This is a genomic window from Roseovarius sp. (assembly GCF_965277045.1).
Taxonomy (GTDB): Bacteria; Pseudomonadota; Alphaproteobacteria; order Rhodobacterales; family Rhodobacteraceae; genus Roseovarius.
Map to the genome: position 1 here is coordinate 1,990,162 of NZ_OZ255712.1, position 21,518 is coordinate 2,011,679.

General features: G+C 64.7%; 26 protein-coding genes. 9 read left to right on the top strand and 17 right to left on the bottom strand.

The window, feature by feature from the left end; all coding sequences use genetic code 11:
* Window positions 1-3: 3 nt before the first annotated feature.
* From ACQY4V_RS09930 to ACQY4V_RS09970, 9 genes are all read right to left on the bottom strand, one after another.
* Complete coding sequence (locus ACQY4V_RS09930) at window positions 4-507, bottom strand: division/cell wall cluster transcriptional repressor MraZ (protein ID WP_428517007.1); 504 nt, start codon at window positions 505-507, stop codon at window positions 4-6.
* 828 nt (window positions 508-1,335) lie between these two features.
* On the bottom strand, window positions 1,336-2,025 hold the full coding sequence (locus ACQY4V_RS09935) for an imm11 family protein (protein ID WP_428517009.1): 690 nt from the start codon (window positions 2,023-2,025) through the stop codon (window positions 1,336-1,338).
* Window positions 2,026-2,070: 45 nt separating this feature from the next.
* Window positions 2,071-2,577, bottom strand: a complete 507-nt coding sequence (locus ACQY4V_RS09940; RefSeq protein ID WP_428517011.1) for an N-acetyltransferase family protein — start codon at window positions 2,575-2,577, stop codon at window positions 2,071-2,073.
* Window positions 2,564-3,553, bottom strand: a complete 990-nt coding sequence (gene acuI, locus ACQY4V_RS09945) for an acryloyl-CoA reductase (protein ID WP_428517213.1) — start codon at window positions 3,551-3,553, stop codon at window positions 2,564-2,566. Before acuI ends, ACQY4V_RS09940 begins: the two co-directional genes overlap by 14 nt.
* Before the next feature lie 155 nt (window positions 3,554-3,708).
* Window positions 3,709-4,812, bottom strand: coding sequence for a dimethylsulfoniopropionate demethylase (locus ACQY4V_RS09950; protein WP_428517012.1), 1,104 nt, complete (start codon window positions 4,810-4,812; stop codon window positions 3,709-3,711).
* On the bottom strand, window positions 4,812-5,060 hold the full coding sequence (locus tag ACQY4V_RS09955) for a hypothetical protein (protein ID WP_428517014.1): 249 nt from the start codon (window positions 5,058-5,060) through the stop codon (window positions 4,812-4,814). The genes ACQY4V_RS09950 and ACQY4V_RS09955 overlap by 1 nt, the downstream gene beginning before the upstream one ends.
* A gap of 4 nt (window positions 5,061-5,064) precedes the next feature.
* Window positions 5,065-5,574: a DinB family protein gene (locus tag ACQY4V_RS09960; RefSeq protein WP_428517016.1), complete on the bottom strand. Its 510-nt coding sequence runs from the start codon at window positions 5,572-5,574 to the stop codon at window positions 5,065-5,067.
* An 11-nt stretch (window positions 5,575-5,585) separates the two neighbouring features.
* A complete protein-coding gene (locus tag ACQY4V_RS09965) occupies window positions 5,586-6,290 on the bottom strand; it encodes a DUF1326 domain-containing protein (RefSeq protein WP_428517018.1) in 705 nt (234 codons plus the stop codon).
* Between the two features lie 3 nt (window positions 6,291-6,293).
* Window positions 6,294-7,154 carry a DUF2182 domain-containing protein gene (locus ACQY4V_RS09970; RefSeq protein WP_428517019.1) on the bottom strand — a complete coding sequence of 287 codons (861 nt, stop codon included), beginning with the start codon at window positions 7,152-7,154 and terminating at the stop codon, window positions 6,294-6,296.
* A gap of 68 nt (window positions 7,155-7,222) precedes the next feature.
* Here ACQY4V_RS09970 and ACQY4V_RS09975 point away from each other — a divergent pair, with 68 nt between their 5' ends.
* The gene (locus tag ACQY4V_RS09975; RefSeq protein WP_428517021.1) at window positions 7,223-7,963 is read left to right on the top strand and encodes a FadR/GntR family transcriptional regulator; all 741 of its coding nucleotides are present in this window, start codon (window positions 7,223-7,225) and stop codon (window positions 7,961-7,963) included.
* Window positions 7,964-8,137: 174 nt separating this feature from the next.
* On the opposite strand, the gene ACQY4V_RS09980 is transcribed toward ACQY4V_RS09975, so the two are convergent.
* From ACQY4V_RS09980 to ACQY4V_RS10000, 5 genes are all read right to left on the bottom strand, one after another.
* Window positions 8,138-8,332: a Trm112 family protein gene (locus tag ACQY4V_RS09980; RefSeq protein ID WP_428517023.1), complete on the bottom strand. Its 195-nt coding sequence runs from the start codon at window positions 8,330-8,332 to the stop codon at window positions 8,138-8,140.
* Window positions 8,329-8,973 (bottom strand): LON peptidase substrate-binding domain-containing protein, encoded by a 645-nt coding sequence (locus tag ACQY4V_RS09985; RefSeq protein WP_152492915.1) that lies wholly within the window; start codon window positions 8,971-8,973, stop codon window positions 8,329-8,331. The genes ACQY4V_RS09980 and ACQY4V_RS09985 overlap by 4 nt, the downstream gene beginning before the upstream one ends.
* Before the next feature lie 27 nt (window positions 8,974-9,000).
* On the bottom strand, window positions 9,001-9,915 hold the full coding sequence (locus tag ACQY4V_RS09990; protein ID WP_428517025.1) for a tetratricopeptide repeat protein: 915 nt from the start codon (window positions 9,913-9,915) through the stop codon (window positions 9,001-9,003).
* An 830-nt stretch (window positions 9,916-10,745) separates the two neighbouring features.
* Complete coding sequence (locus ACQY4V_RS09995; protein WP_428517027.1) at window positions 10,746-11,534, bottom strand: exodeoxyribonuclease III; 789 nt, start codon at window positions 11,532-11,534, stop codon at window positions 10,746-10,748.
* Between the two features lie 300 nt (window positions 11,535-11,834).
* Entirely contained in the window at window positions 11,835-12,521 is a 687-nt protein-coding gene (locus ACQY4V_RS10000) for a response regulator transcription factor (RefSeq protein WP_428517029.1), read from the bottom strand.
* A gap of 172 nt (window positions 12,522-12,693) precedes the next feature.
* On the opposite strand from ACQY4V_RS10000, the gene ribA reads away from it, so the two are divergent.
* Window positions 12,694-13,776 carry a GTP cyclohydrolase II gene (ribA, locus tag ACQY4V_RS10005; RefSeq protein WP_428517031.1) on the top strand — a complete coding sequence of 361 codons (1,083 nt, stop codon included), beginning with the start codon at window positions 12,694-12,696 and terminating at the stop codon, window positions 13,774-13,776.
* A 1-nt stretch (window position 13,777) separates the two neighbouring features.
* Here the strand turns inward: ribA and ACQY4V_RS10010 are convergent, their stop codons facing one another.
* Complete coding sequence (locus ACQY4V_RS10010) at window positions 13,778-14,008, bottom strand: DUF2842 domain-containing protein (RefSeq protein ID WP_428517033.1); 231 nt, start codon at window positions 14,006-14,008, stop codon at window positions 13,778-13,780.
* Between the two features lie 25 nt (window positions 14,009-14,033).
* On the bottom strand, window positions 14,034-15,329 hold the full coding sequence (locus tag ACQY4V_RS10015) for an adenylosuccinate synthase (protein WP_428517035.1): 1,296 nt from the start codon (window positions 15,327-15,329) through the stop codon (window positions 14,034-14,036).
* Window positions 15,330-15,470: 141 nt separating this feature from the next.
* Here ACQY4V_RS10015 and ACQY4V_RS10020 point away from each other — a divergent pair, with 141 nt between their 5' ends.
* The 4 genes from ACQY4V_RS10020 (at window position 15,471) to ACQY4V_RS10035 (ending at window position 18,883) form a co-directional block, all read left to right on the top strand.
* Window positions 15,471-15,869 carry a DUF6524 family protein gene (locus tag ACQY4V_RS10020; RefSeq protein WP_428517037.1) on the top strand — a complete coding sequence of 133 codons (399 nt, stop codon included), beginning with the start codon at window positions 15,471-15,473 and terminating at the stop codon, window positions 15,867-15,869.
* Window positions 15,870-15,992: 123 nt separating this feature from the next.
* Entirely contained in the window at window positions 15,993-16,358 is a 366-nt protein-coding gene (secG, locus tag ACQY4V_RS10025) for a preprotein translocase subunit SecG (RefSeq protein WP_152492923.1), read from the top strand.
* A 170-nt stretch (window positions 16,359-16,528) separates the two neighbouring features.
* Entirely contained in the window at window positions 16,529-18,172 is a 1,644-nt protein-coding gene (locus ACQY4V_RS10030) for a CTP synthase (protein WP_152492924.1), read from the top strand.
* A gap of 138 nt (window positions 18,173-18,310) precedes the next feature.
* On the top strand, window positions 18,311-18,883 hold the full coding sequence (locus ACQY4V_RS10035; protein ID WP_428517039.1) for an outer membrane protein: 573 nt from the start codon (window positions 18,311-18,313) through the stop codon (window positions 18,881-18,883).
* A gap of 67 nt (window positions 18,884-18,950) precedes the next feature.
* On the opposite strand, the gene ACQY4V_RS10040 is transcribed toward ACQY4V_RS10035, so the two are convergent.
* Window positions 18,951-19,574, bottom strand: a complete 624-nt coding sequence (locus ACQY4V_RS10040; protein ID WP_428517041.1) for a hypothetical protein — start codon at window positions 19,572-19,574, stop codon at window positions 18,951-18,953.
* A 194-nt stretch (window positions 19,575-19,768) separates the two neighbouring features.
* Here ACQY4V_RS10040 and ACQY4V_RS10045 point away from each other — a divergent pair, with 194 nt between their 5' ends.
* The 3 genes from ACQY4V_RS10045 to ACQY4V_RS10055 are packed head-to-tail and all read left to right on the top strand — an operon-like array spanning window position 19,769 to window position 21,467.
* On the top strand, window positions 19,769-20,236 hold the full coding sequence (locus ACQY4V_RS10045; RefSeq protein WP_152492927.1) for a TerB family tellurite resistance protein: 468 nt from the start codon (window positions 19,769-19,771) through the stop codon (window positions 20,234-20,236).
* Window positions 20,237-20,292: 56 nt separating this feature from the next.
* Window positions 20,293-20,730, top strand: a complete 438-nt coding sequence (locus ACQY4V_RS10050; RefSeq protein WP_428517044.1) for a TerB family tellurite resistance protein — start codon at window positions 20,293-20,295, stop codon at window positions 20,728-20,730.
* Entirely contained in the window at window positions 20,727-21,467 is a 741-nt protein-coding gene (locus ACQY4V_RS10055) for a phosphate/phosphite/phosphonate ABC transporter substrate-binding protein (protein ID WP_428517046.1), read from the top strand. The genes ACQY4V_RS10050 and ACQY4V_RS10055 overlap by 4 nt, the downstream gene beginning before the upstream one ends.
* The last annotated feature ends 51 nt before the right edge of the window (window positions 21,468-21,518 follow it).

Here is a 21,518-nt window from a genome sequence, read left to right on the forward strand (position 1 = left end):
CGCTCATCCCTCCCCGGGCGGATCGATCAGGGTCAGCGGATCGAAATCGCCATCCTGTTCTTCCAGGAAGGCCGCGGTCTCGGCCGCCTCGACCTCGTCATAGGTGGCCGCGTTCCAGATCTCGAAATAGTCGCCCATCGCGACCATCACCGCCTCGCCTTCCAGCCCGATCTGCTGGCGCAGACGCTGGGGCAGCACGATGCGCCCGTCCTTGTCCACCTCGGTGTCCCAGGACTTGCCCAGAATCATCCGGCTCGCGCGTTTGCGTGCGTCCGAGCCGCGCGGCAGCTTGCGGATGCCGTCCTCGATCTCGGCCATGGCGTCGATCGTGTAGGCATGAAGACAGTTTTTCAGATGCGGCCCGTGCAGCACGACGACACGCGGCAGCGGGGCTTCGGGGCAGCGCGGATCACCATCGGCCAGCACAGCGCGAAAATCGGCAGGGATCGACATCCGACCCTTGCCGTCAACCTTCTGGTTGAACTCGCCTCTGAAGCTCAGAACCACTGTCCGGCCCGTCCCTCGTTCCCCCGCGTTTCAAAAGTGCCGTCCAAAACACGAAACGGCGGATTGAGCTGCTGCCACTGCCCAATCCGCCGCCCTCGTCCCGCTCTCGCGGGGTGTCCAGCTGCGCGCGCCACCTGGGGGGATGTCTGCTCGCCCGCGCGCCGGATCTCTTCGTTCTGATGAAGCGGGTGCCTGTATGAAACCTGCTCTGGTCTTTGTTTTGTTCGGGGTCGTTGTGTGCCCCTGTGTCCGTCCTCATCGTGGTTAAAGGTATGACATGGTACTTCATGGAACTCAACGAAAAAGTGGCCCGTTCATCTACAGAATGTTGAGTCTGACCCCCTTCCCGATCAACATTATGTGTCGATCAGAGCCATTTTGACGCACCACCTAGCGGACAATCAAAAGCGCAGCACAATATATGGTGGTCGGGAGCGCAGATGGATATTTCCCACGATTTCCCGATTTTTTTCTCCATACAGACGGAAACATGAGGTCTACGGCGGCGAATTCAACGAATTTACCCTCGAATCCGCACCTGTTCCATGGCGCGATTCGCACGAATCCGCTCACGGGTCCATGATTTCCCAGAACCCGATCCATCGATTCCATGATTTCCCGAAACGACGCGCCATCCGCGTAGGGTGGGTGAAAACCCACGCGGTGCCCGCTCAAGACCAACGCTGTGGGCTCTTGCCCACCCTACCCCGTGACCGCGCCGCCCGAAACATGCCCGTAGGGTGGGTGAAAACCCACGCGCCTCCACGGCCAATCCCCCTGCTTCCCCGTCGCGCGACAACGCCCCGTCGCGGACTCCTTGAAACCGCCCTACCTGTCGTCCGTCACGGCGATTTCCCGAAACCGCCATCCTTTACAGCCGACACCTTCTGCCATCCCCTTGAACGCATCGGTGCAGACGACGGTTTTGGTCAGGGTATCACGCCAGATCAGCGCATCTTCCACACGAGACCGCAGCACAGCGCGCCCGGACCCCGAAATCCTGTTGAAATAGCTGCCGTCGCCCCGCTTCTGAGGCACGATCCGCGTGCGGTCCTGATCCCAGCAATCCCGACGTGCCAGAAGATTGGCCAGATAAAACGGCCCGCCCGCGATCGGCGTCTTGTGGACATCATCCCAGGTGCGCTCCATGCGCACGAATTCGAACAAAGCAGGATCGACCGCCTCGATCGCGTCCTTGAGACGCTCTGAAAACAAGGGGATGGAATCGAGGATTGCATCGAATGGCTTTATGACGTCAAACCTTCGCTCTGCCTTGGGCCTGCTCACGCACCAGATCTTCTGGAACTCGGCACGGGTCTTGTCGGTAAACCTACCACCCTTGACCGTGGCCCCATACGACAATGGCCCGCCGTGCTCGTACTTCATATCGCGGCCAGGGACCCACTCGTCTTCATAATCGTCATTGTGGATCCGCTCACCATAGTCCGGTGCACGCGCGAACACGTAATCCAGGAAATCCGGCGTGCCGTAATTTGCTTCAAGCAAGTAGCACTTCATCGTCAACCGCCGCCTCTCGACCGATCACGCAGAGAGCAAGCCGCCTCAGCTCCCCAGCCACTTGAACATCACCAGCGCATCCACCAGCCCCTGCTTGGGATGACGAAACGCCTTCGGCAACCGCCCCACCGTCTCGAAGCCCAGCTTCGTCCACAGCGCGATGGCCCCCACATTGCTGGTCACGACGAAATTGAACTGCATCGCCTCGTAGCCCAGCTCCCGCGCCACACCCTGCGAATGCTCGCACATCGCCCGCGCCACGCCCCGCCCCCGCGCCGCCGGGGCCGTGATGTAGCCGCAGTTGCACACGTGGCTGCCGCCGCCGGGCTGGTTGGTCTTGATGTAGTACGTGCCCAGGATCCGCCCCCCGGCCTCCGCCACATAGGTCGCGCGCGGGGCCTCGCACCAGTAATCCATCAACCGGCCCTGCGACAGGTCCGGCTCGATGGCATAGGTGTCGCCCGCGCGCACCACCTCGCGCAGGATCGGCCAGAGCGCGTCGGCATCGCCGTGGCGCACCAGCCGGATGGTCAGGTCGTCACGCGTTGACATCGACGACGACGCGGCCCTTCACCTGACCTTTCAGGATGTCGCGGCCCAGCCCCGGCAGGTCCGACAGGGTCGCGGGCTGCACCATCTCGTCCAGCTTGTCCATCGGCAGGTCCCTCGCGATCCGCTCCCACGCCCGCAGGCGGTTGTCATAAGGCTGCATGACCGAGTCGATCCCCAAGAGGTTCACACCGCGCAGGATGAACGGCGTGATCAGCGCGCCTTCGATGGCCGCACCCCCGGCAAGGCCGATGGCCGCGACCGAGCCGCCATATTCCATCTGCTTCAACACCCGGCCCAGCATGGCACCGGCCACCGCGTCGATGCAGCCGCCCCAGGCTTCCGCCTCCAGCGGTTTCTTGGTGACCTCGGTCAACTCTTCGCGCGGCACGATCTGGCTGGCCCCAAGGCTCTTCAGATAGTCCTCCTGCTCGGGCCGCCCGGTGACGGCCGCCACCTCGTGCCCCAGCTTGGCCAGGATCGCCGTCGCCACGCTGCCCACGCCGCCCGCGGCCCCGGTCACCAGCACCGGCCCCTTCTTCAGCCCCTGGTCCTCCAGCGCCATCACCGCCAGCATCGCGGTGAAGCCCGCGGTGCCCACCGCCATCGCCTGGCGCGTATCCAGCCCGCCCGGCAGCGGCACCAGCCAGTCGGCCTTCACGCGCGCCTTCTGCGCATAGCCGCCCCAATGCGCCTCGCCCACGCGCCAGCCGGTCAGCACCACCTTGTCACCGGGGCTGTACCGATCGTCCGAGCTGTCTTCGACCGTCCCGGCAAAGTCGATCCCCGGCACGTGCGGGTACTTCCGCACCAGCCCGCCGCCCGGCCCGATGCACAGCCCGTCCTTGTAGTTCACCGTCGAATACTCGACCGCGACCGTCACCTCGCCCTCGGGCAGGTCGTCCACTCCGATCTGCTTGACCTCCGCCGAGGTCTTGCCGCTCTCTTCGTCCTTCTCGACAACCAATGCGTTGAACATGTCCAGTCTCCTGTCTTGCATAGCGAGGCTCCCCCGCTTTCATCGTTCCAAGTATGTGCGGGGCTGCCCCAAAGCCGCCCCCACTTTTCCTCTGGCCAAAAATATCCCGGGGAGCGCGAGGGGCTGGCCCCTCGCTTCCCCCGTCGAAGCGGGCGTCAGTTCCAGAAACCTTCCTGCACCACCCCGCGCCGGACCTGATCCGGCGCCTCCACCTGCAGCTCGGTGCCCGCGTCCCAATGAGTCATCCGAACCATGCCGATGGCCACGTTGGTGTCGAAATCCGGGCTCCACGCGGCGGAACTCACCCGCCCCACCCGTTTGCCATTCGCCGTCACCGGCCACCACCGGTCACAGGGCGGCACTTTGGGCCCGTCGATGGCAATCGCGCAGATCTGCTGCACCGGGCCTTCCTTGGCCACCCGCAAAAGCGCATCACGCCCGATACAGCCAATCGCACTCTGCGTATTGCAGAACCGCCCCAGCCCGCATTCATGCGGCGTGTTGTCGTCGGTCATGTCGTTGCCATAGCTCAACAGCCCGCTCTCGACCCGCTCGATCAGGTTCGGACACCCGGCGTGCACGTCCAGGTCGCGCCCCGCCTCCATCAAGGCGTTCCACAGCGGCATTCCGATATCCGCCCCCTCGACATAAATCTCGAAGCCGCCCTGCTTGGAATAGCCCGACCGCGCGATCACCATGTCCCGCCCCTGGAAATCGAACACGCCGAAGCGGAAGAACCGAACGTCGCGCACCCCGTCGCCGAAAACCCGCGCCATCAGCTCTTCGGCCTTCGGCCCCTGCACCGCCAACGGCGACACGTCCGGCTCGTCCACCAGCACATCCAGCCGCCAGCCATGCGCCGTGGCCTTCACCCAGTAGAGCAGGTCACTGTCGGCAATCGAAATCCACCAACGGTCCTCGGACAGCTTCACCGACACCGGGTCGTTCAGCATCCCCCCCGTCTCGTCCACGATGGGCACGTAGTAACATTGCCCCGCCGTCATACCCCTCAGGTCGCGCGGCGTCAGCATCTGCATCAGCCGGCCCGCGTCAGGCCCGCGCAGCTCCACCTGCCGCTCGCAGGCCACGTCCCAGACCTGCACCGCGTCCTTCAAGTGACGGTAATCCTCCTCGATGGACCGGAACACCGTCGGCAACAGCATGTGGTTGTAAACGGTGTAGCCTTTGACCCCGGCGGCCTCGACACCGTCGGAAAAAGGCGTGCGCCGCAACCGGCGCGACAGGGAAATCATCGGCATCAGGCAGATCCCTTCAGGTTGCTCTTGCAGATCACCGGCGCGTCGCCGGTCGCGGAATAGGCAGCGACCCCGCAGGAAGCGCAACGATACTCGACGAACCGGCCATTGCTGTTGCCGGTCTCGCTCCAGTTGCAGGCCCGCTTGGCGGGCTTCTTTCCAACCCCGCCCAAACGGCCACCCATGCGTCCGCGCCCAAGGCTGAACGCGACAGCCCCGATCACCACCAGCGCCAGGACAAAGGCCAGCATCGGCTCAGCCCTCCCCGGGCATCAGGAACATGTCGCTCACCGGCGCCTCCAGCCCGGCGGCGGTCATCATCGCGTGGACCTGCCCCCGGTGATGGGTCTGGTGGTTGAACATGTGCGTGACGCACAAGCTGCGCGGCGTGACCATGTCCCGCCCCAGCGTGCCGGAATACCAGCTCAGGTGGCCGGTCAGGTCCATCGCCCGCAGCGAATTGGCCCAATGCCCGATCTTGCCGTCCACGTGATACCGCGCCGCGCTCCACGCCCCCAGCGTCGGGTGCATCTCCACGCTCTGCTTCACGCCGACGGTGGGCGCCTCGACCGACGGATCGAACCGCGCCATCCACATCAGGTCGCCCCACAGCAGGTGGTTGAGCGTCCCGAGGATCGAGCCGAAGAACGCGCCGCGATCCTCGGTCAGCACCTCCAGCGACTGGCCGTCCAGCGCCTCGGTCAGCTGCCGGTTCTGCCATGCGTTGTACCGCGCCATCACGCGGCAATACTCGGGTGTGATCATGCTCGGCGTCCCTATTTCGGTCCTTTCCAGTCGATCGGACAGACCTCCGCCGACATGCCGCCGAAATCCCAGACCCGGCCATAATCCCGCACCCGGCTCTTCAAGCCCTTCGCGGCTATGATATCCGGCCCCATCCAGTATTTCGAGTTCGTCACCATCACCGGATGATCCGGGCTCGCACCGTCGATCATCTCGATCTCGCCCTGGATCTTGCGGCCGATGTAAAGGCCCCGCTTCTTGCCGTCTCGCACGATCTCGACCTTCTCGCGCTCCGCCCCGATGATCTCGCTCACCAGCATGGTGAACAGCCCCGTCGTGCCTCCGGCAGCCCCGCTGAAGATCTGAAGGATCCCGTTATAGGCGCGGCCAGAGGCGCGCTCGTCCACATAGGCCGCGACCTTCCAGTTGCCCTCGCCCATGCGGCCGGGGATGTCGACCAGCAGGCCCACGTTCAGACCCGACAGGTCCTCGCCCTCGTAATGCCCCTCGTCGATCGCAATCGCCATCCACGCATGACAATGCCCTTCGGTCGGCGGATGCGCCCCAAGGCTCACCACGCAGGGGCAGAACACGGTGCAAGAGCAGTTCAGAAACAGCTCGCCCTTGATCGCCCAGTCCGTCGGCGTCATCTTGCGCCGCTTGGGGTTGGCCATCCGGTTGTCGATACGCTGCGACACCGGCAGCTTGTCGGCGTCTTTCCGGCGTGTCAAAGCCATGCTCTATCCTCCCATAACCAGCGGCGCGGCCAGAACCGCCAGCCCGCCCGCGATCAGCGCCACACCCATCGGCCGGATCACCCGGTGCCCGATCTGCGGCAGTTTCTCCAATACCATGAAAAGCGTCGCCAGGCCCATCCAAAGCAGGCTCATCACGCCGCCCACGAAGCCCAGCGCCATGAAGCCCCAGCAACATCCCACGCAGAACGCGCCCAGCGCCAGCCCCATGCGCACGCCGCCGCCAAATCCCGTGCGCCAATGCCCCAGGAAATAGGTCATCGGGCTGTGACACACTCCGTGGCACAGCTCCTTGGCGCGGGTGAACTGGAACGCGCCCACGACGATCAGCAGCCCGCCGGCAATCAAGGACGACTTCGCGATCCCCAGCATGTCGATCACGCCGCCATAAAGCAGCGCGATCTGCACCCACGCGATCACCGCCGCGAACCCGACCCAGGCGATGGAATACCCCGCCAGAACGCCCAGCCACCCGGCGGTCGTGCCATCGGCGCTGTGGCACAGATCGTCGTAACAGCGCAGCGTCGGCACCATGGTCGGCAGCATCATCGCCGCCATCATGATCGCCCACATGGCGAAAAGCGGCCCGAACCGGTCCATCGCCATCATGTCCATGCCGCCCGACATATCGCCGCTCATGCCACCCGACATCTCACCGGCCATACCGGCGCCCATGCCCATCTCCATGCCGGGCTGCATCGCCCGCATCGTCTCGCCCATCGGCCCCGGCCGCCCGATCAGGTCCAGGTCCATCCCGGTCGCCATCATGTACATCACCACCCACGCCGCCAGGATCGCCGCGAAAAACGCCAGCCAGGCCACGGAGCGCAGGGAAAGAGCCGACATGCAGAAGATCACCCTTGGTTCGAGTCACGTTTGCCCTTATGAATGTCAGACAATTAAAGGTCTGACAAATGAAAACCGCCAGCCCCGCCGAACCCCGCCAGGATCTCTCTGCCCAGATCGCAGAGGCGATCCGCGACGCCATCGTCGAGGGCCGGATGATCACCGGCGAACGCCTGCCGTCCGAGGCGGAGCTGTCCGAGCAATTCGGCGTCTCCCGCTCGACGGTGCGCGAGGCCCTCAAGCGCCTGGCCGCGCAATCGCTGATCCGCACCCAGCGCGGCGCGTTCGGCGGCGCCTTCGTCAACCGGCTCAGCTACCAGGGCGCCTACAGCCAGCACATCACCACCTCCACGCTGCTCTTGTCGATGAACGCCGTCAGCTTCGAGACCGCGTGCGAGGCCCGGTACACGCTCGAACGCGCCTGCGCCCCCCTCGCCGCCCGGCGCCGCACCGACGACAGCCTCGCCACCATGCGCGCCGAGATCGCCCGCCAGTCGCAGGCAGGCCTCTCCGACGAGGCCTTCTGCGCCTCCGACGTCGCGCTCCACCGCGCCCTGGTCGACGCGGCCGACAACCCCGTGCTCAGCTACCAGCTGGCCGGCGCGGTCGAGGCGATGCAGCCCCTGATGAACATGATCACCTTCACCGCCCGCTCCCGCGGCGAAATCGTCGGCCTGCACAGCGCCCTCGCCGACGCGCTGGACGCACGCGACGCCCCCGCCGCCGACACCGCCCTGCACCGGCTCGAGGCCTACACCCTCACCCTGGGCCGCGACGTGATGGCCACCCGCGCCCGCAAGAACACCTGACGTCACAGCACGCCGGCCCAACTCTTCCTCTGGCCCAAAATATCCCCGCCGGAGGCTCCGACGCCCGCCACCCGCGCGGCGACCGGGTCATAGCGTCACGCCGCCCCCGCCCCGAGGCGGCGGCCAAAGGCCGACGCCGAGACAAAAGAGCGTGCGCGCCACGCGCGCACTCCGCTAGTCCAGCGTGCGCGCCTCGTCGATCAGCAGGATCGGAATCCCCGACCGGATCGGAAAGGCCAGCCCCGCGTTGCGGCTGATCAGCTCATGCGCCTTCGGATCGTATTCCAGGACCGAATGGGTCTGCGGGCAGATCAGGGCCTCCAGCATGTGCCGGTCGAACTCCGGCGCCGTGGGGTCGGTCTCACTCATTGCATCACGTCCTTGTCGTCGCCGGCGCGCAGATCGTACTCGATCAGCGTCACCAATGTCTCGCGCCGCGTCGACAGACTCGGCGCCTCCAGCAGCGCCTGCTTGTCCTCCGGCTCGAACCCCAGGAGCATCGACAGCGAATTGATCAGCAACTCGTCCTCGGCCTCCTTCAGCGTCTCCCAGTCGGTCGACAATTCCCGCGCCTCGAAATAGCGCGACAGAAGATCCATGAAGGGCTTGCGCTTGAACCCCGGGTCACTGTCGCTGGGCTCCAGGTCCTGCTCGAACCCCTCCCAGCTCACCTGCGCCCGGCGATAGGGCGTGAACCCTTCCACCTCCGAGGTCACGCGGTACCGCGACACGCCCGACAGCGTGATCATGTACCGCCCGTCCTCGGTCTCGGAAAACTGCGTGACGCGACCGGCACAGCCGATCCGGTGCAGCCCGTGCTCGCCCGCCCGCGCGCCGGGGTCCGGCTGCACCATCCCGATCAGGCGATGCGGCGTCTTCAGCGCATCCTCGAGCATCGCCAGGTAGCGCGGCTCGAACAGGTGCAACGGCAGCCGCGAGCGCGGCAAAAGCAGCGCCCCCGGCAATGGAAAGACCGGGATTATCTCCGGCAGATCACCCTGTAATATCATGTCCGGGGACGTAGCCCGCGCCGTCCGTCAGGCAAATATCATCGAGCTCAGTTTGCGACGTCCCGCCTGCGCCACCGGATCGCCCGGTTTCAGGGCGTCGAAAATGGTGAAGAGCTGCGTCTTCGCCGCCGCGTCATTCCACTCGCGGTCGCGCCGGAAAAGCTCCAGCAGTTCGTCCACCGCCTCTTGCGTCTGGCCCGAGGCGTGCAGCGCCTGCGCCAGGTCGAACCGCGCTTGGTGGTCGTCCGGGTTCGCCTCCACCTTCTCGCGCAATTCGCCGACCGGCCCCGCATCGGCGGCCTGCCGCGCCAGCGCCAGCTGCGCCGCCGCCGCTTCCAGTTCCGGTGCCTTGGAAATCTCCGCCGGCGCGCCGTTCAGGATGGCTTCCGCCTGCTCCAGATCGTCCATCGCGATATGGCTCGACACCAGGCCGGCATAGGCGGCGGCGTTCTTGTCGTCCTCCTGCAGGATCGCGGCAAAGGTCTGGGCGGCATCCGTCGCCGCGCCCTGCTCCAGCATCTCCTGCGCCGCCGCGATGGCCTCTTCCAGCCCCGAGTCGCCGGCTTCGCCGCCCGCGGCCTCGATCACGCGGTTCACGAAGGCGTCGATCTCCGATCCCGGCACCGCGCCCTGGAACCCGTCGATCGGCTGCCCCTGCCAGAAGGCATAGACCATCGGGATCGACTGCACCCGCAGCTGCTGCGCGATCATCTGGTTCTCGTCCACGTTGACCTTGGCCATCTTGACCGCGCCGTTCGCCTTGGTGACCGCCGCCTCCAGCTGCGGGCCCAGCGTCTTGCACGGGCCGCACCACGGCGCCCAGAAATCGACGATCACCGGCACACTCTGCGAGGCCTCGACGACCTCGGTCATGAAGTTCGCCTCCGAGACGTCCTTGATCAGGTCGGTCTGGGGTTGGCTCTGGCCACCAAGTTCAAGCATCGTATCCTCCGCATCGCGTGGGCATGTCATTTGCCGTCTAAATGGCCCACGCGGCCCCGTGTTGCAAGGGGCGGCGCCGCCGCCGTCGTTGCCGCACCGCACGGTGATGTCACGAACCGGGCGATGCGACCGATCGAAAAAAACGCACCGTCGCGATACCACCCGGATACCGACGCGATACCGACGTCGTCTCCGGCGCCTTCGAATCGGTTAACGCGACGCCTCCGGCCAGCGGTGAACATTCCGGCAGCCCGGCGGCCCGCACGCCCGCCCCCGGCACGATACGGCGCCAGAACCAGGCCCCGGGCCGCTCGGCCCGTACGGCCCCCCGGGCATTCCCCCGCCGATCACCGCCGCACCGCCCGACAGGTCGGACACGAAACTACCCTGCGGAAACAGAAGGGTAGCGCGCCACGCAGCATCGGACGCAACCGTCACCACCATCATCGCTCCGCCCGATCCCGCCTTGCCGCCGTCCATTTCCAGCGCCCAACGCCTGCCGGTCATGGAGGCGCGTCCGACGCAGACGCCCGACGCCCTCCATAGGCCGCAATCCTGCGGCCAGGCCACTCATGTTAACGATTCCCCGGTTTCGCGAATCGCCAGACACCATGCTGTCGGAAGAAACGGATCGCCCCGCCCCCCTTCGCCTGCCTGCGAAACGGCCGTCGCGGGTCCGACGAAAAGCGCACACCACCCGGCCCCGACATCCGACCGCGCACCGCCTCGGAATGGCGCATCAGTCCGACCAGCGCGGCACGACTTCCATCACGCAGGCGGGCAGAACCGCCCGGGACCCCGAAGTCCCACATCCGTGATCCCCTGCCGCGTCAAAGGTCGAACGTCGCGAAGACCGGCGCATGGTCCGATGGCTTTTCCCAGCCACGCGCGGCCCTGAGAATGCGGCTGGAATGCGCTGCGGACTTGAGGTCGTCACTGGCCCAGACATGATCCAGGCGCCGGCCCTTGTCGGCCGCGTCCCAATCCTTGGCCCGGTACGACCACCAGCTGTAAAGCTGCCCTTCGGGAATGTCTGCGCGGGTGACGTCGGTCCAGTTCCCGGCCTCCTGCGCGTTGTTCAGATGTTCCACCTCGACCGGCGTGTGGCTCACCACCTTCAGCAGTTGCTTGTGGCTCCAGACATCGTCCTCGCGCGGGGCAATGTTGAGGTCGCCCACAAGGATGGATTTCTGCGGCCTGTCCTCGCGGAACCAGTCGCGCATCTCGGTCAGGTAATCGAGCTTCTGTCCGAACTTCAGGTTCACCTCGCGGTCCGGTACATCGCCGCCCGCGGGCACATAGAAGTTGTGGATCACCACGCCGTTCTCAAGCTCCCCGGCCACGTGCCGCGCATGGCCCAGCGCCGCGAAATCGCGCTCGCCCACATCGCGGATGGGCAGCTTCGACAGGATCGCCACACCGTTATAGCCCTTCTGCCCCCGCGCGATCACGTAACGATAGCCAAGCGCCGCGAACCCCTCCAGCGGGATCTTCTCGACCGGCGACTTGCACTCCTGAAGGCACAGGATATCCGGCGCCTCCTCCTGCAACAGTTTCAGGACGATGGGTTCGCGCAGGCGGACCGAGTTGATGTTCCAGGTGGCAAGGTTGAAGGGCATGGGACTCCTGTCGGTTCGGCGTTTCAGGTTCGCCCGGATATAAAACCCAGCGTCCCTCGCAGCACAAGCAGGAAGGCGTCGGGCGTCGCGCTGTCGAACAGTCGGGTAGGCGCAGCATGAGCCAGCACCGCCCCGCCCTCGGCTCTGGGTCGGCCGACACGGACCGCCTGCCCGAGGCAACAAAAAAAGACCCCGGCCAGGCCGGGGTCAGTCCAACAGGGAGGTGCATAGATTTAGACCCGTATGCGGCGGGTTGGGTATCACGTTACCGGGCCGCGCGCGGCGCGCCCTTGACCCAGATCAAGACAGGAGACGATAGCCGCCTGACTCTGTCACCAGCAAACGCGCGTTGGAGGGATCTGGTTCAATTTTTTGACGCAGGCGATAGATATGGGTCTCCAGCGTGTGGGTCGTCACCCCGGCATTATAGCCCCAGACCTCGTGCAACAGCACGTCACGCGCCACCACACCTTCGGGCGAACGATAGAGGAATTTCAGGATGTTGGTTTCCTTCTCGGTCAGCCGGATCTTGCGATCCTCCTCGGTGATCAGCATCTTCATCGCCGGCTTGAACGTGTAGGGTCCAAGCTGGAAAATCGCATCCTCGGACTGCTCGTGCTGGCGCAGTTGCGCGCGGATCCGGGCCAGCAGAACGGGAAACTTGAACGGCTTGGTGATATAGTCATTCGCCCCGGCATCGAGGCCGAGAATCGTGTCGGCATCCCCGTCATGGCCGGTCAGCATCATGATCGGCGCCTTGACGCCCTGCTTGCGCATCAGGCGGCAAAGCTCACGTCCATCCGTATCGGGCAGGCCAACGTCCAGGATCACCAAGTCATGGAGTCCGTCCTTCGCATGCGCCATCGCCTCCGACCCGTTGCCGGCCTCGAGGACGTCGAAATCCTCGGTCATCACCAATTGCTCGCTCAGAGCTTCGCGCAGGTCCTCGTCGTCATCCACAAGCAGAATTTTCTTCAGCTGAGCCATTTTCGTGTTCCTCGTTGCCTGTCAGCTACTTGTGCCGAAGCGCCGCATCGCACAAGGACTGTGACAGGCCAATCACGGGCTAGTTATGGCGAAGCGTGATTTGTTTCATTCAGTTACAAAACGCTGTAGGTGAAAGCCTCGCCGTGATCTGACAGAAAAGAAAGGGCGTGTAATGCAGCTTGGCCCCGGCAAGACGGAATACCTGGCACGCGCCCGCGCGGACATTCGCATGGGTGTGCCGGTGGTCCTGCGAGACGGTTCTGCACTGGCTATAGTTGCGGCGGCAGAAACCTGCGATGCGGACCGCCTGAAAGCGCTGCAAGCGACGGGACTGGACCTGCATCTTGTCATTTCCTCGCGTCGCGCCGACACCTTGAAGGCCCGGGTTTATGATGGCGACCTCGCGCGCGTCAAAGTTCCGCACGACGCGCCGCTTTCCTGGGTGCAGGCCGTGGCCGATCCGGCCGACGATCTGCGCACGCCGATGAAAGGGCCGCTGACCTCGGCCCGCGAGGGCAAGGCCGACACGCATCGCGCCGCGCTGCTGCTTGTAAAATCCGCCCGCCTTCTGCCTGCGGCACTGGTCATGACACTCCCGGCCGAAGCGCTGGACCCTGCGTTGACCGTGCTCGAGGTGGCCGACATCACCGCGCATCTGAAAGAGGCCAGCCCCCTGCACAAGGTGGTCAGCGCCCGACTGCCGCTGGAAGTGTCCGAGGCGGGACGCCTGCATATCTGGCGCCCCGAGGATGGCGGCGAGGAACATTACGCCATCGAAATCGGCAGTCCGTCGCGCGGCGAGCCCGTGCTCTCGCGCCTGCATTCCGCCTGTTTCACCGGCGACCTGCTCGGCAGTCTCAAATGCGATTGCGGACCGCAACTGCGCGCGGCCCTGGCGCAGATGGGCGCCGAGGGCGCAGGCGTGCTGCTCTATCTCAACCAGGAAGGGCGCGGCATCGGCCTGGCCAACAAGATGCGGGCCTATGCCTTGCAGGATCAGGGTTTCGACACGGTCGAGGCCAATCACCGGCTGGGGTTCGAGGATGACGAGCGTGATTTCCGCATCGGCGCCGACATCCTGCGCAACATGGGGTTCGGCGCGGTGCGGCTGCTGACGAACAACCCGGCCAAGATCGAGATGATGAAAAGTTGCGGCATCGACGTGGTCGAACGCGTGCCGCTCAAGGTTGGGGAAGGCGCGCACAACCGGGCCTATCTTGCCACCAAGGCCGCGAAGTCAGGCCACCTGCTTTGACCTAGTCCCGTGCGTCCGGGTCCGGCTGGCCGACGCCGCGAAAGACCGGCTTCAGCGGCAGGATCCACGCGATGCCCAGCACGACGAAGACCACCAGCTCGGTCAGGATGCCCACGTCGTATTCTGCCCGCAGCCAGTCGGTCAGGTTGACCGCCACCACGATGTAAAGCGGCAGAGCGATCAGCAGGATCACCAGGGACCAGCGGCGGCGGGCTTTGTAACTCAGGGCCATGCGGTCCTCTAATGGTCTGTCGGTCTCAGTCCGCGAAGGGGTCGGTCACGAGGATCGTATCCTCCCGCTCCGGCGAGGTTGAGAGTAGAGCGACGGGGCACTGGATCAACTCCTCGACCCGGCGCACGTACTTGATCGCGTTGGCCGGCAGATCGGCCCAGCTGCGCGCGCCCTCTGTGGTTTCGGACCAGCCGGGCATTTCCTCGTAAATCGGCTTGCAGCGCCACTGCTGGTCGGTCGCCGTGGGCAGGTAGTCCAACTGCTTGCCGTCCAGTTCATACCCCACGCAGATCTTCAGCGTGTCGAACCCATCCAGCACATCAAGCTTGGTCAGCGAAATGCCGTTCACGCCCGATGTGGCGCAGGTCTGGCGCACAAGGGCTGCATCGAACCAGCCGCAGCGGCGCTGGCGGCCTGTCACTGTGCCGAACTCGCGCCCGCGTTCGCCCAGCCGCTGCCCGTCGGCATCCTGCAACTCGCTCGGGAACGGCCCTTCGCCAACGCGGGTGGTATAGGCTTTGACGATCCCCAGCACATAGTCGATGGCCCCCGGCCCCATGCCCACGCCCGTCGCGGCCTGCCCCGCGATTACGTTCGAGGACGTCACGAACGGATAGGTGCCAAAGTCGATATCCAGCAATGCGCCCTGCGCACCTTCGAACAGAATACGCTTGCCCGCCTTGCGCTGATCGTTCAGCACTTTCCAGACCGGAGCGGCATAGGGCAAAAGCTCCTGCGCGATGGATTTCAGCTGCGCCACCAGCGCGTCGCGGTCCACGGGCTCGATGCCCAGGCCCTTGCGCAGCGGATCGTGGTGCTGCAACGCGCGGTCCACCCGCGCCTCCAGTGTGGCGTCGTCGGCAAGGTCCGCCACCCGCACCGAGCGGCGGCCGACCTTGTCCTCGTAGGCCGGCCCGATGCCACGCCCCGTGGTGCCGATCTTGGTGCCCTTGCTGGCCGCTTCCTCGCGGGCGCGGTCAAGCTCGCCGTGAATGGGCAGGATCAGTGGCGTGTTCTCGGCGATCATCAGCGTCTCGGGGCTGATCTCGACCCCCTGCTCGCGGATCGCGGCGATTTCCTTCAGCAAATGCCACGGGTCCAGCACCACGCCATTGCCGATCACGCTCAGCTTGCCGCCGCGCACCACGCCCGACGGCAGCGCGTTCAGCTTGTAGACCTTGCCGTCGATGACCAGCGTGTGGCCCGCGTTGTGCCCGCCCTGGAACCGCGCGATCACATCCGCGCGTTCGCTCAGCCAGTCAACGATCTTGCCTTTACCCTCGTCACCCCACTGGGCGCCGACAACGACGACATTTGCCATGAAAACCTCTCAGGCGGTGTTTGAACCCCGCGCCCGTATACCCACACCGTCCCGCCTGCGAAACCGGAATTTCGCGCCCGGGCTGGACAGCCTGCACCGGGGCGGGCACTTCTTGTTTGAACGCAAGGCAGGAGAGCGCGAATGACCGGATTTATCTTGAGGTGGGCACTGGCCTTTGTCCTGCTGGCCGCGACCTTCAACCCGACCCGGTACAATTTCATCGTCTGGGCGCAGAACAACTGGGATGCGCAGATGCCGCTGACCGTGCTCTTCGCGCTGCTGCTTTTGGTGGGCTACATCATCTACCTGCGCGCCACGCTGCGCTCGATCGGGGCGTTTGGCATGGGGCTGATCCTCGCCATCGCGGCCGCAATTGCCTGGGTGCTGGTGGACTACGGCTTTCTCGATCTCGACGACCCGTCGCGAAACCTGTGGCTGGGTCTTGTGGCGTTGTCGCTGGTCCTCGGGATCGGGCTCAGCTGGAGCCACGTGCGCCGCCGCTTGTCGGGCCAGTCCGACATGGACGACGTGGACGAATAATCTTCAGTCCCATTATCCGCTCCCGCCCATGCACGCGGCTGTGCAAACTGCGAAAACGGCGGGTTGCGGGGGACGCCCGAATTGCTTAGATACCGCCCATCCGAACCCGAGGGACCGCGTCTTATGGAAAATGTCATCCTGCTTGTTCACCTGCTGCTGGCGCTCGCGCTGATCGGTGTCGTGCTGTTGCAGCGCTCCGAAGGCGGCGGCCTTGGCATGGGCGGCGGCGGCGGCAACGTGAACACCGGGCGCTCGGCCACCACCGCGCTTGGCAAGCTGACCTGGATTTTGGGCCTGTCGATCTTTGCGACCACGCTGACGCTGACCGTGATCGCGGCGCAGAACTCCGGCGGCTCCTCGGTTCTGGACCGCATCACAGATGACCGCCCCGCGGCCGAGGAAAGCAACCCTGGTCTCGACAGCAGCGGCGACGGCCTCCTGCCTCCGTCGGCCGGCGATGACGCGCCATTGACACCCACCGCAGACTGACCCAGAAACACCACTAAGGCTTGCGGACGCGCACCCTCGCGTCACAGCATATTGCGCCTTTCATCCGAATCCTTTATGGCTCGAGTCCCGTGGTGATGCGGTACTTAGGGCTTCGATTCGACCGCATCTAACTGGCGATAAACGCCGCAATCACGGGGGATTGCCAGCGCATGGCACGTTATATTTTCATCACCGGCGGCGTTGTTTCCTCTCTCGGCAAGGGTCTTGCCTCGGCGGCACTTGGCGCACTTTTGCAGGCGCGCGGGTTTTCGGTGCGGCTGCGCAAGCTGGACCCCTACCTGAATGTCGATCCCGGCACGATGTCGCCGTTCGAGCATGGCGAGGTCTTCGTGACCGACGATGGCGCCGAAACCGACCTCGACCTGGGCCATTACGAACGCTTCACCGGCGTGCCCGCCCGGATGACGGATTCGGTCAGCTCGGGACGCATCTATTCTAACGTGCTGGAGCGCGAACGCCGCGGCGATTACCTCGGCAAGACCATCCAGGTGGTTCCCCATGTCACCAACGAGATCAAGGATTTCATCTCGATCGGCGATGACGAGGTCGACTTCATGCTGTGTGAGATCGGCGGCACCGTGGGCGATATCGAGGGCCTGCCCTTCTTCGAGGCGATCCGACAGTTCAGCCACGACCGCCCGCGCGGGCAGTGCATCTTCATGCACCTGACACTTCTGCCCTATCTTGCCGCCAGCGGCGAGCTGAAGACCAAGCCGACCCAGCACAGCGTCAAGGAATTGCAATCCATCGGGATCGCGCCCGACATACTCGTCTGCCGCTCGGAACAGCCGATCCCGGAAAAGGAACGCGAGAAGATCGCGCTCTTCTGCAACGTCCGGAAGGAGGCCGTCGTCGCCGCCTACGACCTCAATTCCATCTACGAGGCGCCGCTGGCCTATCACCACGAAGGGCTGGACCAGGCCGTGCTGGACGCCTTCGACATCTCGCCGGCGCCGCGTCCCGACCTGACCATCTGGAAAGACGTCGTGGACCGTATCCACAACGCCGATGGCGCGGTCAACATAGCCATCGTCGGCAAGTACACGCAGCTGGAAGACGCCTACAAGTCAATCAAGGAGGCGCTCACCCATGGCGGCATGGCCAACCGGGTAAAGGTCAATGTCGAATGGGTCGATGCCGAGGTGTTCGACCGCGAGGATGCCGCTCCGCATCTGGAAGGGTACCACGCGATCCTCGTGCCCGGCGGCTTTGGCGAACGCGGCACAGAAGGCAAGATCAAGGCCGCGCAATTCGCCCGCGAACGCAAGATCCCCTACCTGGGCATCTGCCTGGGCATGCAGATGGCGGTGATCGAGGCCGCACGGAACAAGGCCGGGCTCAAGGATGCCGGATCGGAGGAATTCGATCACGAGGCTGGCAAGAAACGGTTCACGCCGGTCGTCTACCACCTCAAGGAATGGGTGCAGGGCAACGAGAAGGTCAAGCGCAAGGTGACCGACGACAAGGGCGGTACCATGCGACTGGGCGCCTATGATGCCGTGCTAAAGGACGGCTCAAAGGTGGCCGAGGTCTATGGTGGCACGGCCATCGACGAACGCCACCGCCACCGCTACGAGGTGGACATCGAGTATCGCAAGAAGCTCGAAGAATGCGGGCTGGTCTTTTCCGGCATGTCGCCCGATGGCCGCCTGCCCGAAATCGTGGAATGGAGCGATCACCCGTGGTTCATCGGCGTTCAGTTCCACCCCGAACTGAAGTCCAAGCCGTTCAAGCCGCATCCTCTGTTCGCCGATTTCGTGCGCGCAGCGGTGGAGACATCGCGCCTCGTCTGAGGTATTTTTAAATTATTTCAATATGAAACCGCGGTGCCGCATTTTTTCGGCACCCGGTTTGAACCCTTTTCCAGATCACACCGACCCATGTCCGAGCCCCGGGATTGTCCCGGGCCGATAACTGACATGAGGTTCCATATGAAAACGATCTTTAAATCCCTGACTGCCGCCGCTGCCCTGTCCTCGGCCATCGCCACCAACGCCGCCGCACAGGATGCCGAAAAGTGGCAAGGCTTCTACCTCGGTGGCCGCGTGAACATGCAAAATCTCGAGATCTCGGACGTGCCCTTCGGCATCAACCCCGAGATCAATGCCGGGGTCTTTGGCGGCTACAACCACGCTGTTGCCCCCAATTTCGTGATCGGCGCCGAACTGGGCTATGACAGCAAGCTCGATTACACGGTGATGGGCACGGGCCTGGATCTGGAAAACAACGTCAGCGTCCGCGGTCGCGGCGGCTATGCCTTCGGCAACTCGCTGCTCTACGGCTCGCTGGGCTATGGCTGGACCGACTGGGATGTCGCAGCGGCCGGGGTTTCGGGATCCGGCCAGGGCATCTCCTACGGTGTCGGCCTGGAGACGATGCTGACCGACAACATCACCACCCGGTTCGAGTATACCCGGACGAGTTATGATTTGTCGGGGCCGGCACTTGGCGGGCGCACCGGTGACGTCGACGCCTTTACCGTCGGTGTGGCTTACAAGTTCTGATCCCGGGTCCAGAGAATGATCAGGGCGCCTTGCACGGGGCGCCCTGTTGCCGTTTTCCAACCCAGTGTCAGTAGCGCAGGTTGGTCAGATCGTCGTTCGGATCTTCCTGCGGCGGATGAAACCGAAGCATCCGGCGGGAAACGCCAAGTTCCAGGACCGGGCTGAAAAGATCACGCAAGAGCGACCGGCTTTCGTGGTAGACGGCCGTCTCCGCCCTGGGGTCCAGGCGCAATTCATCATCCAGAAGCGTCGCGACGATCCGTTCGTCAAGAATGTAACGCCCCTGCCGGCCTTCCTGCCGATCCTCTGCCTGGGCATCCATCCAGCGCAGGATCCGGGCACGATCCGAGACATCCTGATCCGGCCAGACAAGATAGAAGCCCGAGTTCAGCCTGAGACAGATCGTATCCAGCATCTGTGCCGCGCCGCAAAGCTCGTGCGGGACATCGCGCTTGGGCATGTAGTTGAACCGATGCGGCATCCCGTTCAGGAACACCGTCAACGCCGTGCCGAGATCCATGAACTTCTGCGCCATGACCCACCCGAGAACCGGCCTCGGATCGCACGACCAGTCGTGGTCCCGCGCGAAGCGCCGGGCCTCGTCGGGCTTGCACTGGCGCAGCCAGGCCAGTTGGTCCTCCGGTGCAGCGGAACGAAGATCGACATTGGACTGTGCAGTGCTGCGCGACATGCCTGGCATCTTGAAATCGGTTTTCCCTGGTCGGCTACCAGATTGATCCGGAAATCCGCCGTTTGTTAGGAGCAAATGTGTCACGTTTCGGACCCATGCCGCGCACTGGCGAGCACAGGCCGGTAAATCTGTTTTCTACGTCCCTGAGGCGCGTTAAAGCTGATTGAAACAGACCACTCTTGCGGAGTCGCCCGATGCAAAAAACCTCCCTTCTGCACCGATTGCTGCACGCGTTCGACGCGCCCGAGCCGCCACCGCTGCCCGCGCCCGATGAAAAGCTCGCGCTCGGGGCGCTGATGGTGCGCGTTGCGATGTCGGATCACAGCTACAAGTTCGCCGAGGTGCACCGGATCGACCTGCTGTTGCGCCGGCTTTACGGGTTGGGACCGATCGAGGCTGCCAAGATGCGTGCAACCTCGGAACGGCTGGAACGCGAGGCTCCGGATACCGAGGCGTTTGGCGACATCCTGCGCAAGACGGTCAGCTTCGCCGCGCGCGTCGATGCGCTCGAAGCCCTGTGGGAGGTCGTGCTGTCCGACGGTGTCCGCCGCGAGGAAGAGCTGGACGTGCTGGAAGACGTGCGCCGGACGCTGGGCCTGTCGCCCGACGACAGCGACGCGGCCCGGGCCCGCGCGGAAACCGAGCTGGGAGGCAGCCAATAGTCCTGGGCTGCACATTTCACGTTGGCGGCAGCGGGCAGGTTGCCTATATCCGGTTCATGTTTGCTGAATTCTTGAAAAAACTCACCGAATCGACGCCAGAGACCTTGCCGCACGAGGACGCGCGGCTGGCGCTGACCGCGCTCCTGGTCCGTATCGCCAAATCAGACGGCCATTTCGACACGGACGAGCGTCAACGTATCCTGACCATTGCACGGACGCGGTACCAGTTGTCCGAACCGGATGCGTCCGCCCTTCTGGACGAGGCCGAGCAGCTTGAGGGTGAAGCGCCCGACACCGTGCGGTTCACCCGCGCGATCAAGGACGCCGTGGCCTACGAGGACCGGGTGCGCGTCATCGAGGCCTTGTGGCAGGTGGCGCTTGCCGATGGCGAGCGCGACGCCAGCGAGGATGCCATCATCCGCATGGCGTCGAATTTCCTTGGCGTGACAGACATGGACAGCGCCCTGGCGCGGCAGCGCCAGGAAGAGGGATGATCGCCAGCCTGCCGATGTACGACCGTGACGAGCTTCGGTCCGACACCGACAGGCTCTGGCAGGCGATCCGTGACCGGCTGGGCTGCGGCCCCGACCATCTGACACGCGGCGGCGACGCTTGGGACGACTGGCAATCGCCCGACCTCTTGCTGTCGCAGACCTGCGGCTACCCCTACCGGGCCCGACTGCATGACAAGGTTGCGCTCGTCGGTACGCCGGATTACCGGCTGGACGGGTGCGGCCCCGGCGAATACCGCTCGGTTTTCGTGGCACGCAAGACCGATGCCCGAACCGACCCCGCGGATTTCGCGACGGCGCGCTTTGCCTATAACGAGCCGATGTCGCAAAGCGGCTGGGCGGCGCCGGCCACCTGGGCCATGGCGCGCGGCTTTGCCTTTACCGACACCCTGCGGACCGGCGGCCACCAGGCCTCGGCGCGCGCGGTGGCCGAGGGCCAGGCGGATCTGGCGGCCTTGGATGCGCAAAGCTGGCGCCTGATTCAGCGTTTCGACGATTTCGCGGCCCAACTGCGCGTGATCGCCGCAACCGACCCCACGCCCGCCCTGCCCTTTATCACCGCGCCGTCGAATGACGCGGACCGGATTTTCCGGGCCATCGAGGCCGCAATCGGGACCCTGCCGCACGACACACGCGAGGCGCTTGACCTGCGCGGAATCGTGCGCCTTCCGTCCCAAGCCTACCTTGCGGTGCCGACTCCCGTACCGCCGCCTGCTTGACGCAACGGCACCCCCTCGCATTCGCCCAAAACGCGGGCAATACGGGCGAAA

What these genes read in the sequence shown, in the direction of transcription:
- ACQY4V_RS09965 (WP_428517018.1), bottom strand. Translation starts at nt 6,290, where the DNA reads ATGGCTTTGACACGCCGGAAAGACGCCGACAAGCTGCCGGTGTCGCAG.
- ACQY4V_RS10000 (WP_428517029.1), bottom strand. Translation starts at nt 12,521, where the DNA reads ATGGCTCAGCTGAAGAAAATTCTGCTTGTGGATGACGACGAGGACCTG.
- ribA (WP_428517031.1), top strand. Translation starts at nt 12,694, where the DNA reads ATGCAGCTTGGCCCCGGCAAGACGGAATACCTGGCACGCGCCCGCGCG.
- ACQY4V_RS09940 (WP_428517011.1), bottom strand. Translation starts at nt 2,577, where the DNA reads ATGTCAACGCGTGACGACCTGACCATCCGGCTGGTGCGCCACGGCGAT.
- ACQY4V_RS10015 (WP_428517035.1), bottom strand. Translation starts at nt 15,329, where the DNA reads ATGGCAAATGTCGTCGTTGTCGGCGCCCAGTGGGGTGACGAGGGTAAA.
- ACQY4V_RS09985 (WP_152492915.1), bottom strand. Translation starts at nt 8,973, where the DNA reads ATGATATTACAGGGTGATCTGCCGGAGATAATCCCGGTCTTTCCATTG.
- ACQY4V_RS10030 (WP_152492924.1), top strand. Translation starts at nt 16,529, where the DNA reads ATGGCACGTTATATTTTCATCACCGGCGGCGTTGTTTCCTCTCTCGGC.
- ACQY4V_RS10045 (WP_152492927.1), top strand. Translation starts at nt 19,769, where the DNA reads ATGCAAAAAACCTCCCTTCTGCACCGATTGCTGCACGCGTTCGACGCG.
- ACQY4V_RS09975 (WP_428517021.1), top strand. Translation starts at nt 7,223, where the DNA reads ATGAAAACCGCCAGCCCCGCCGAACCCCGCCAGGATCTCTCTGCCCAG.
- ACQY4V_RS09970 (WP_428517019.1), bottom strand. Translation starts at nt 7,154, where the DNA reads ATGTCGGCTCTTTCCCTGCGCTCCGTGGCCTGGCTGGCGTTTTTCGCG.
- ACQY4V_RS09980 (WP_428517023.1), bottom strand. Translation starts at nt 8,332, where the DNA reads ATGAGTGAGACCGACCCCACGGCGCCGGAGTTCGACCGGCACATGCTG.
- ACQY4V_RS09935 (WP_428517009.1), bottom strand. Translation starts at nt 2,025, where the DNA reads ATGAAGTGCTACTTGCTTGAAGCAAATTACGGCACGCCGGATTTCCTG.
- ACQY4V_RS09955 (WP_428517014.1), bottom strand. Translation starts at nt 5,060, where the DNA reads ATGCTGGCCTTTGTCCTGGCGCTGGTGGTGATCGGGGCTGTCGCGTTC.
- ACQY4V_RS10040 (WP_428517041.1), bottom strand. Translation starts at nt 19,574, where the DNA reads ATGTCGCGCAGCACTGCACAGTCCAATGTCGATCTTCGTTCCGCTGCA.
- acuI (WP_428517213.1), bottom strand. Translation starts at nt 3,553, where the DNA reads ATGTTCAACGCATTGGTTGTCGAGAAGGACGAAGAGAGCGGCAAGACC.
- ACQY4V_RS10020 (WP_428517037.1), top strand. Translation starts at nt 15,471, where the DNA reads ATGACCGGATTTATCTTGAGGTGGGCACTGGCCTTTGTCCTGCTGGCC.
- secG (WP_152492923.1), top strand. Translation starts at nt 15,993, where the DNA reads ATGGAAAATGTCATCCTGCTTGTTCACCTGCTGCTGGCGCTCGCGCTG.
- ACQY4V_RS10035 (WP_428517039.1), top strand. Translation starts at nt 18,311, where the DNA reads ATGAAAACGATCTTTAAATCCCTGACTGCCGCCGCTGCCCTGTCCTCG.
- ACQY4V_RS09950 (WP_428517012.1), bottom strand. Translation starts at nt 4,812, where the DNA reads ATGCCGATGATTTCCCTGTCGCGCCGGTTGCGGCGCACGCCTTTTTCC.
- ACQY4V_RS09990 (WP_428517025.1), bottom strand. Translation starts at nt 9,915, where the DNA reads ATGCTTGAACTTGGTGGCCAGAGCCAACCCCAGACCGACCTGATCAAG.
- ACQY4V_RS09960 (WP_428517016.1), bottom strand. Translation starts at nt 5,574, where the DNA reads ATGATCACACCCGAGTATTGCCGCGTGATGGCGCGGTACAACGCATGG.
- ACQY4V_RS09995 (WP_428517027.1), bottom strand. Translation starts at nt 11,534, where the DNA reads ATGCCCTTCAACCTTGCCACCTGGAACATCAACTCGGTCCGCCTGCGC.
- ACQY4V_RS10055 (WP_428517046.1), top strand. Translation starts at nt 20,727, where the DNA reads ATGATCGCCAGCCTGCCGATGTACGACCGTGACGAGCTTCGGTCCGAC.
- ACQY4V_RS10050 (WP_428517044.1), top strand. Translation starts at nt 20,293, where the DNA reads ATGTTTGCTGAATTCTTGAAAAAACTCACCGAATCGACGCCAGAGACC.
- ACQY4V_RS10010 (WP_428517033.1), bottom strand. Translation starts at nt 14,008, where the DNA reads ATGGCCCTGAGTTACAAAGCCCGCCGCCGCTGGTCCCTGGTGATCCTG.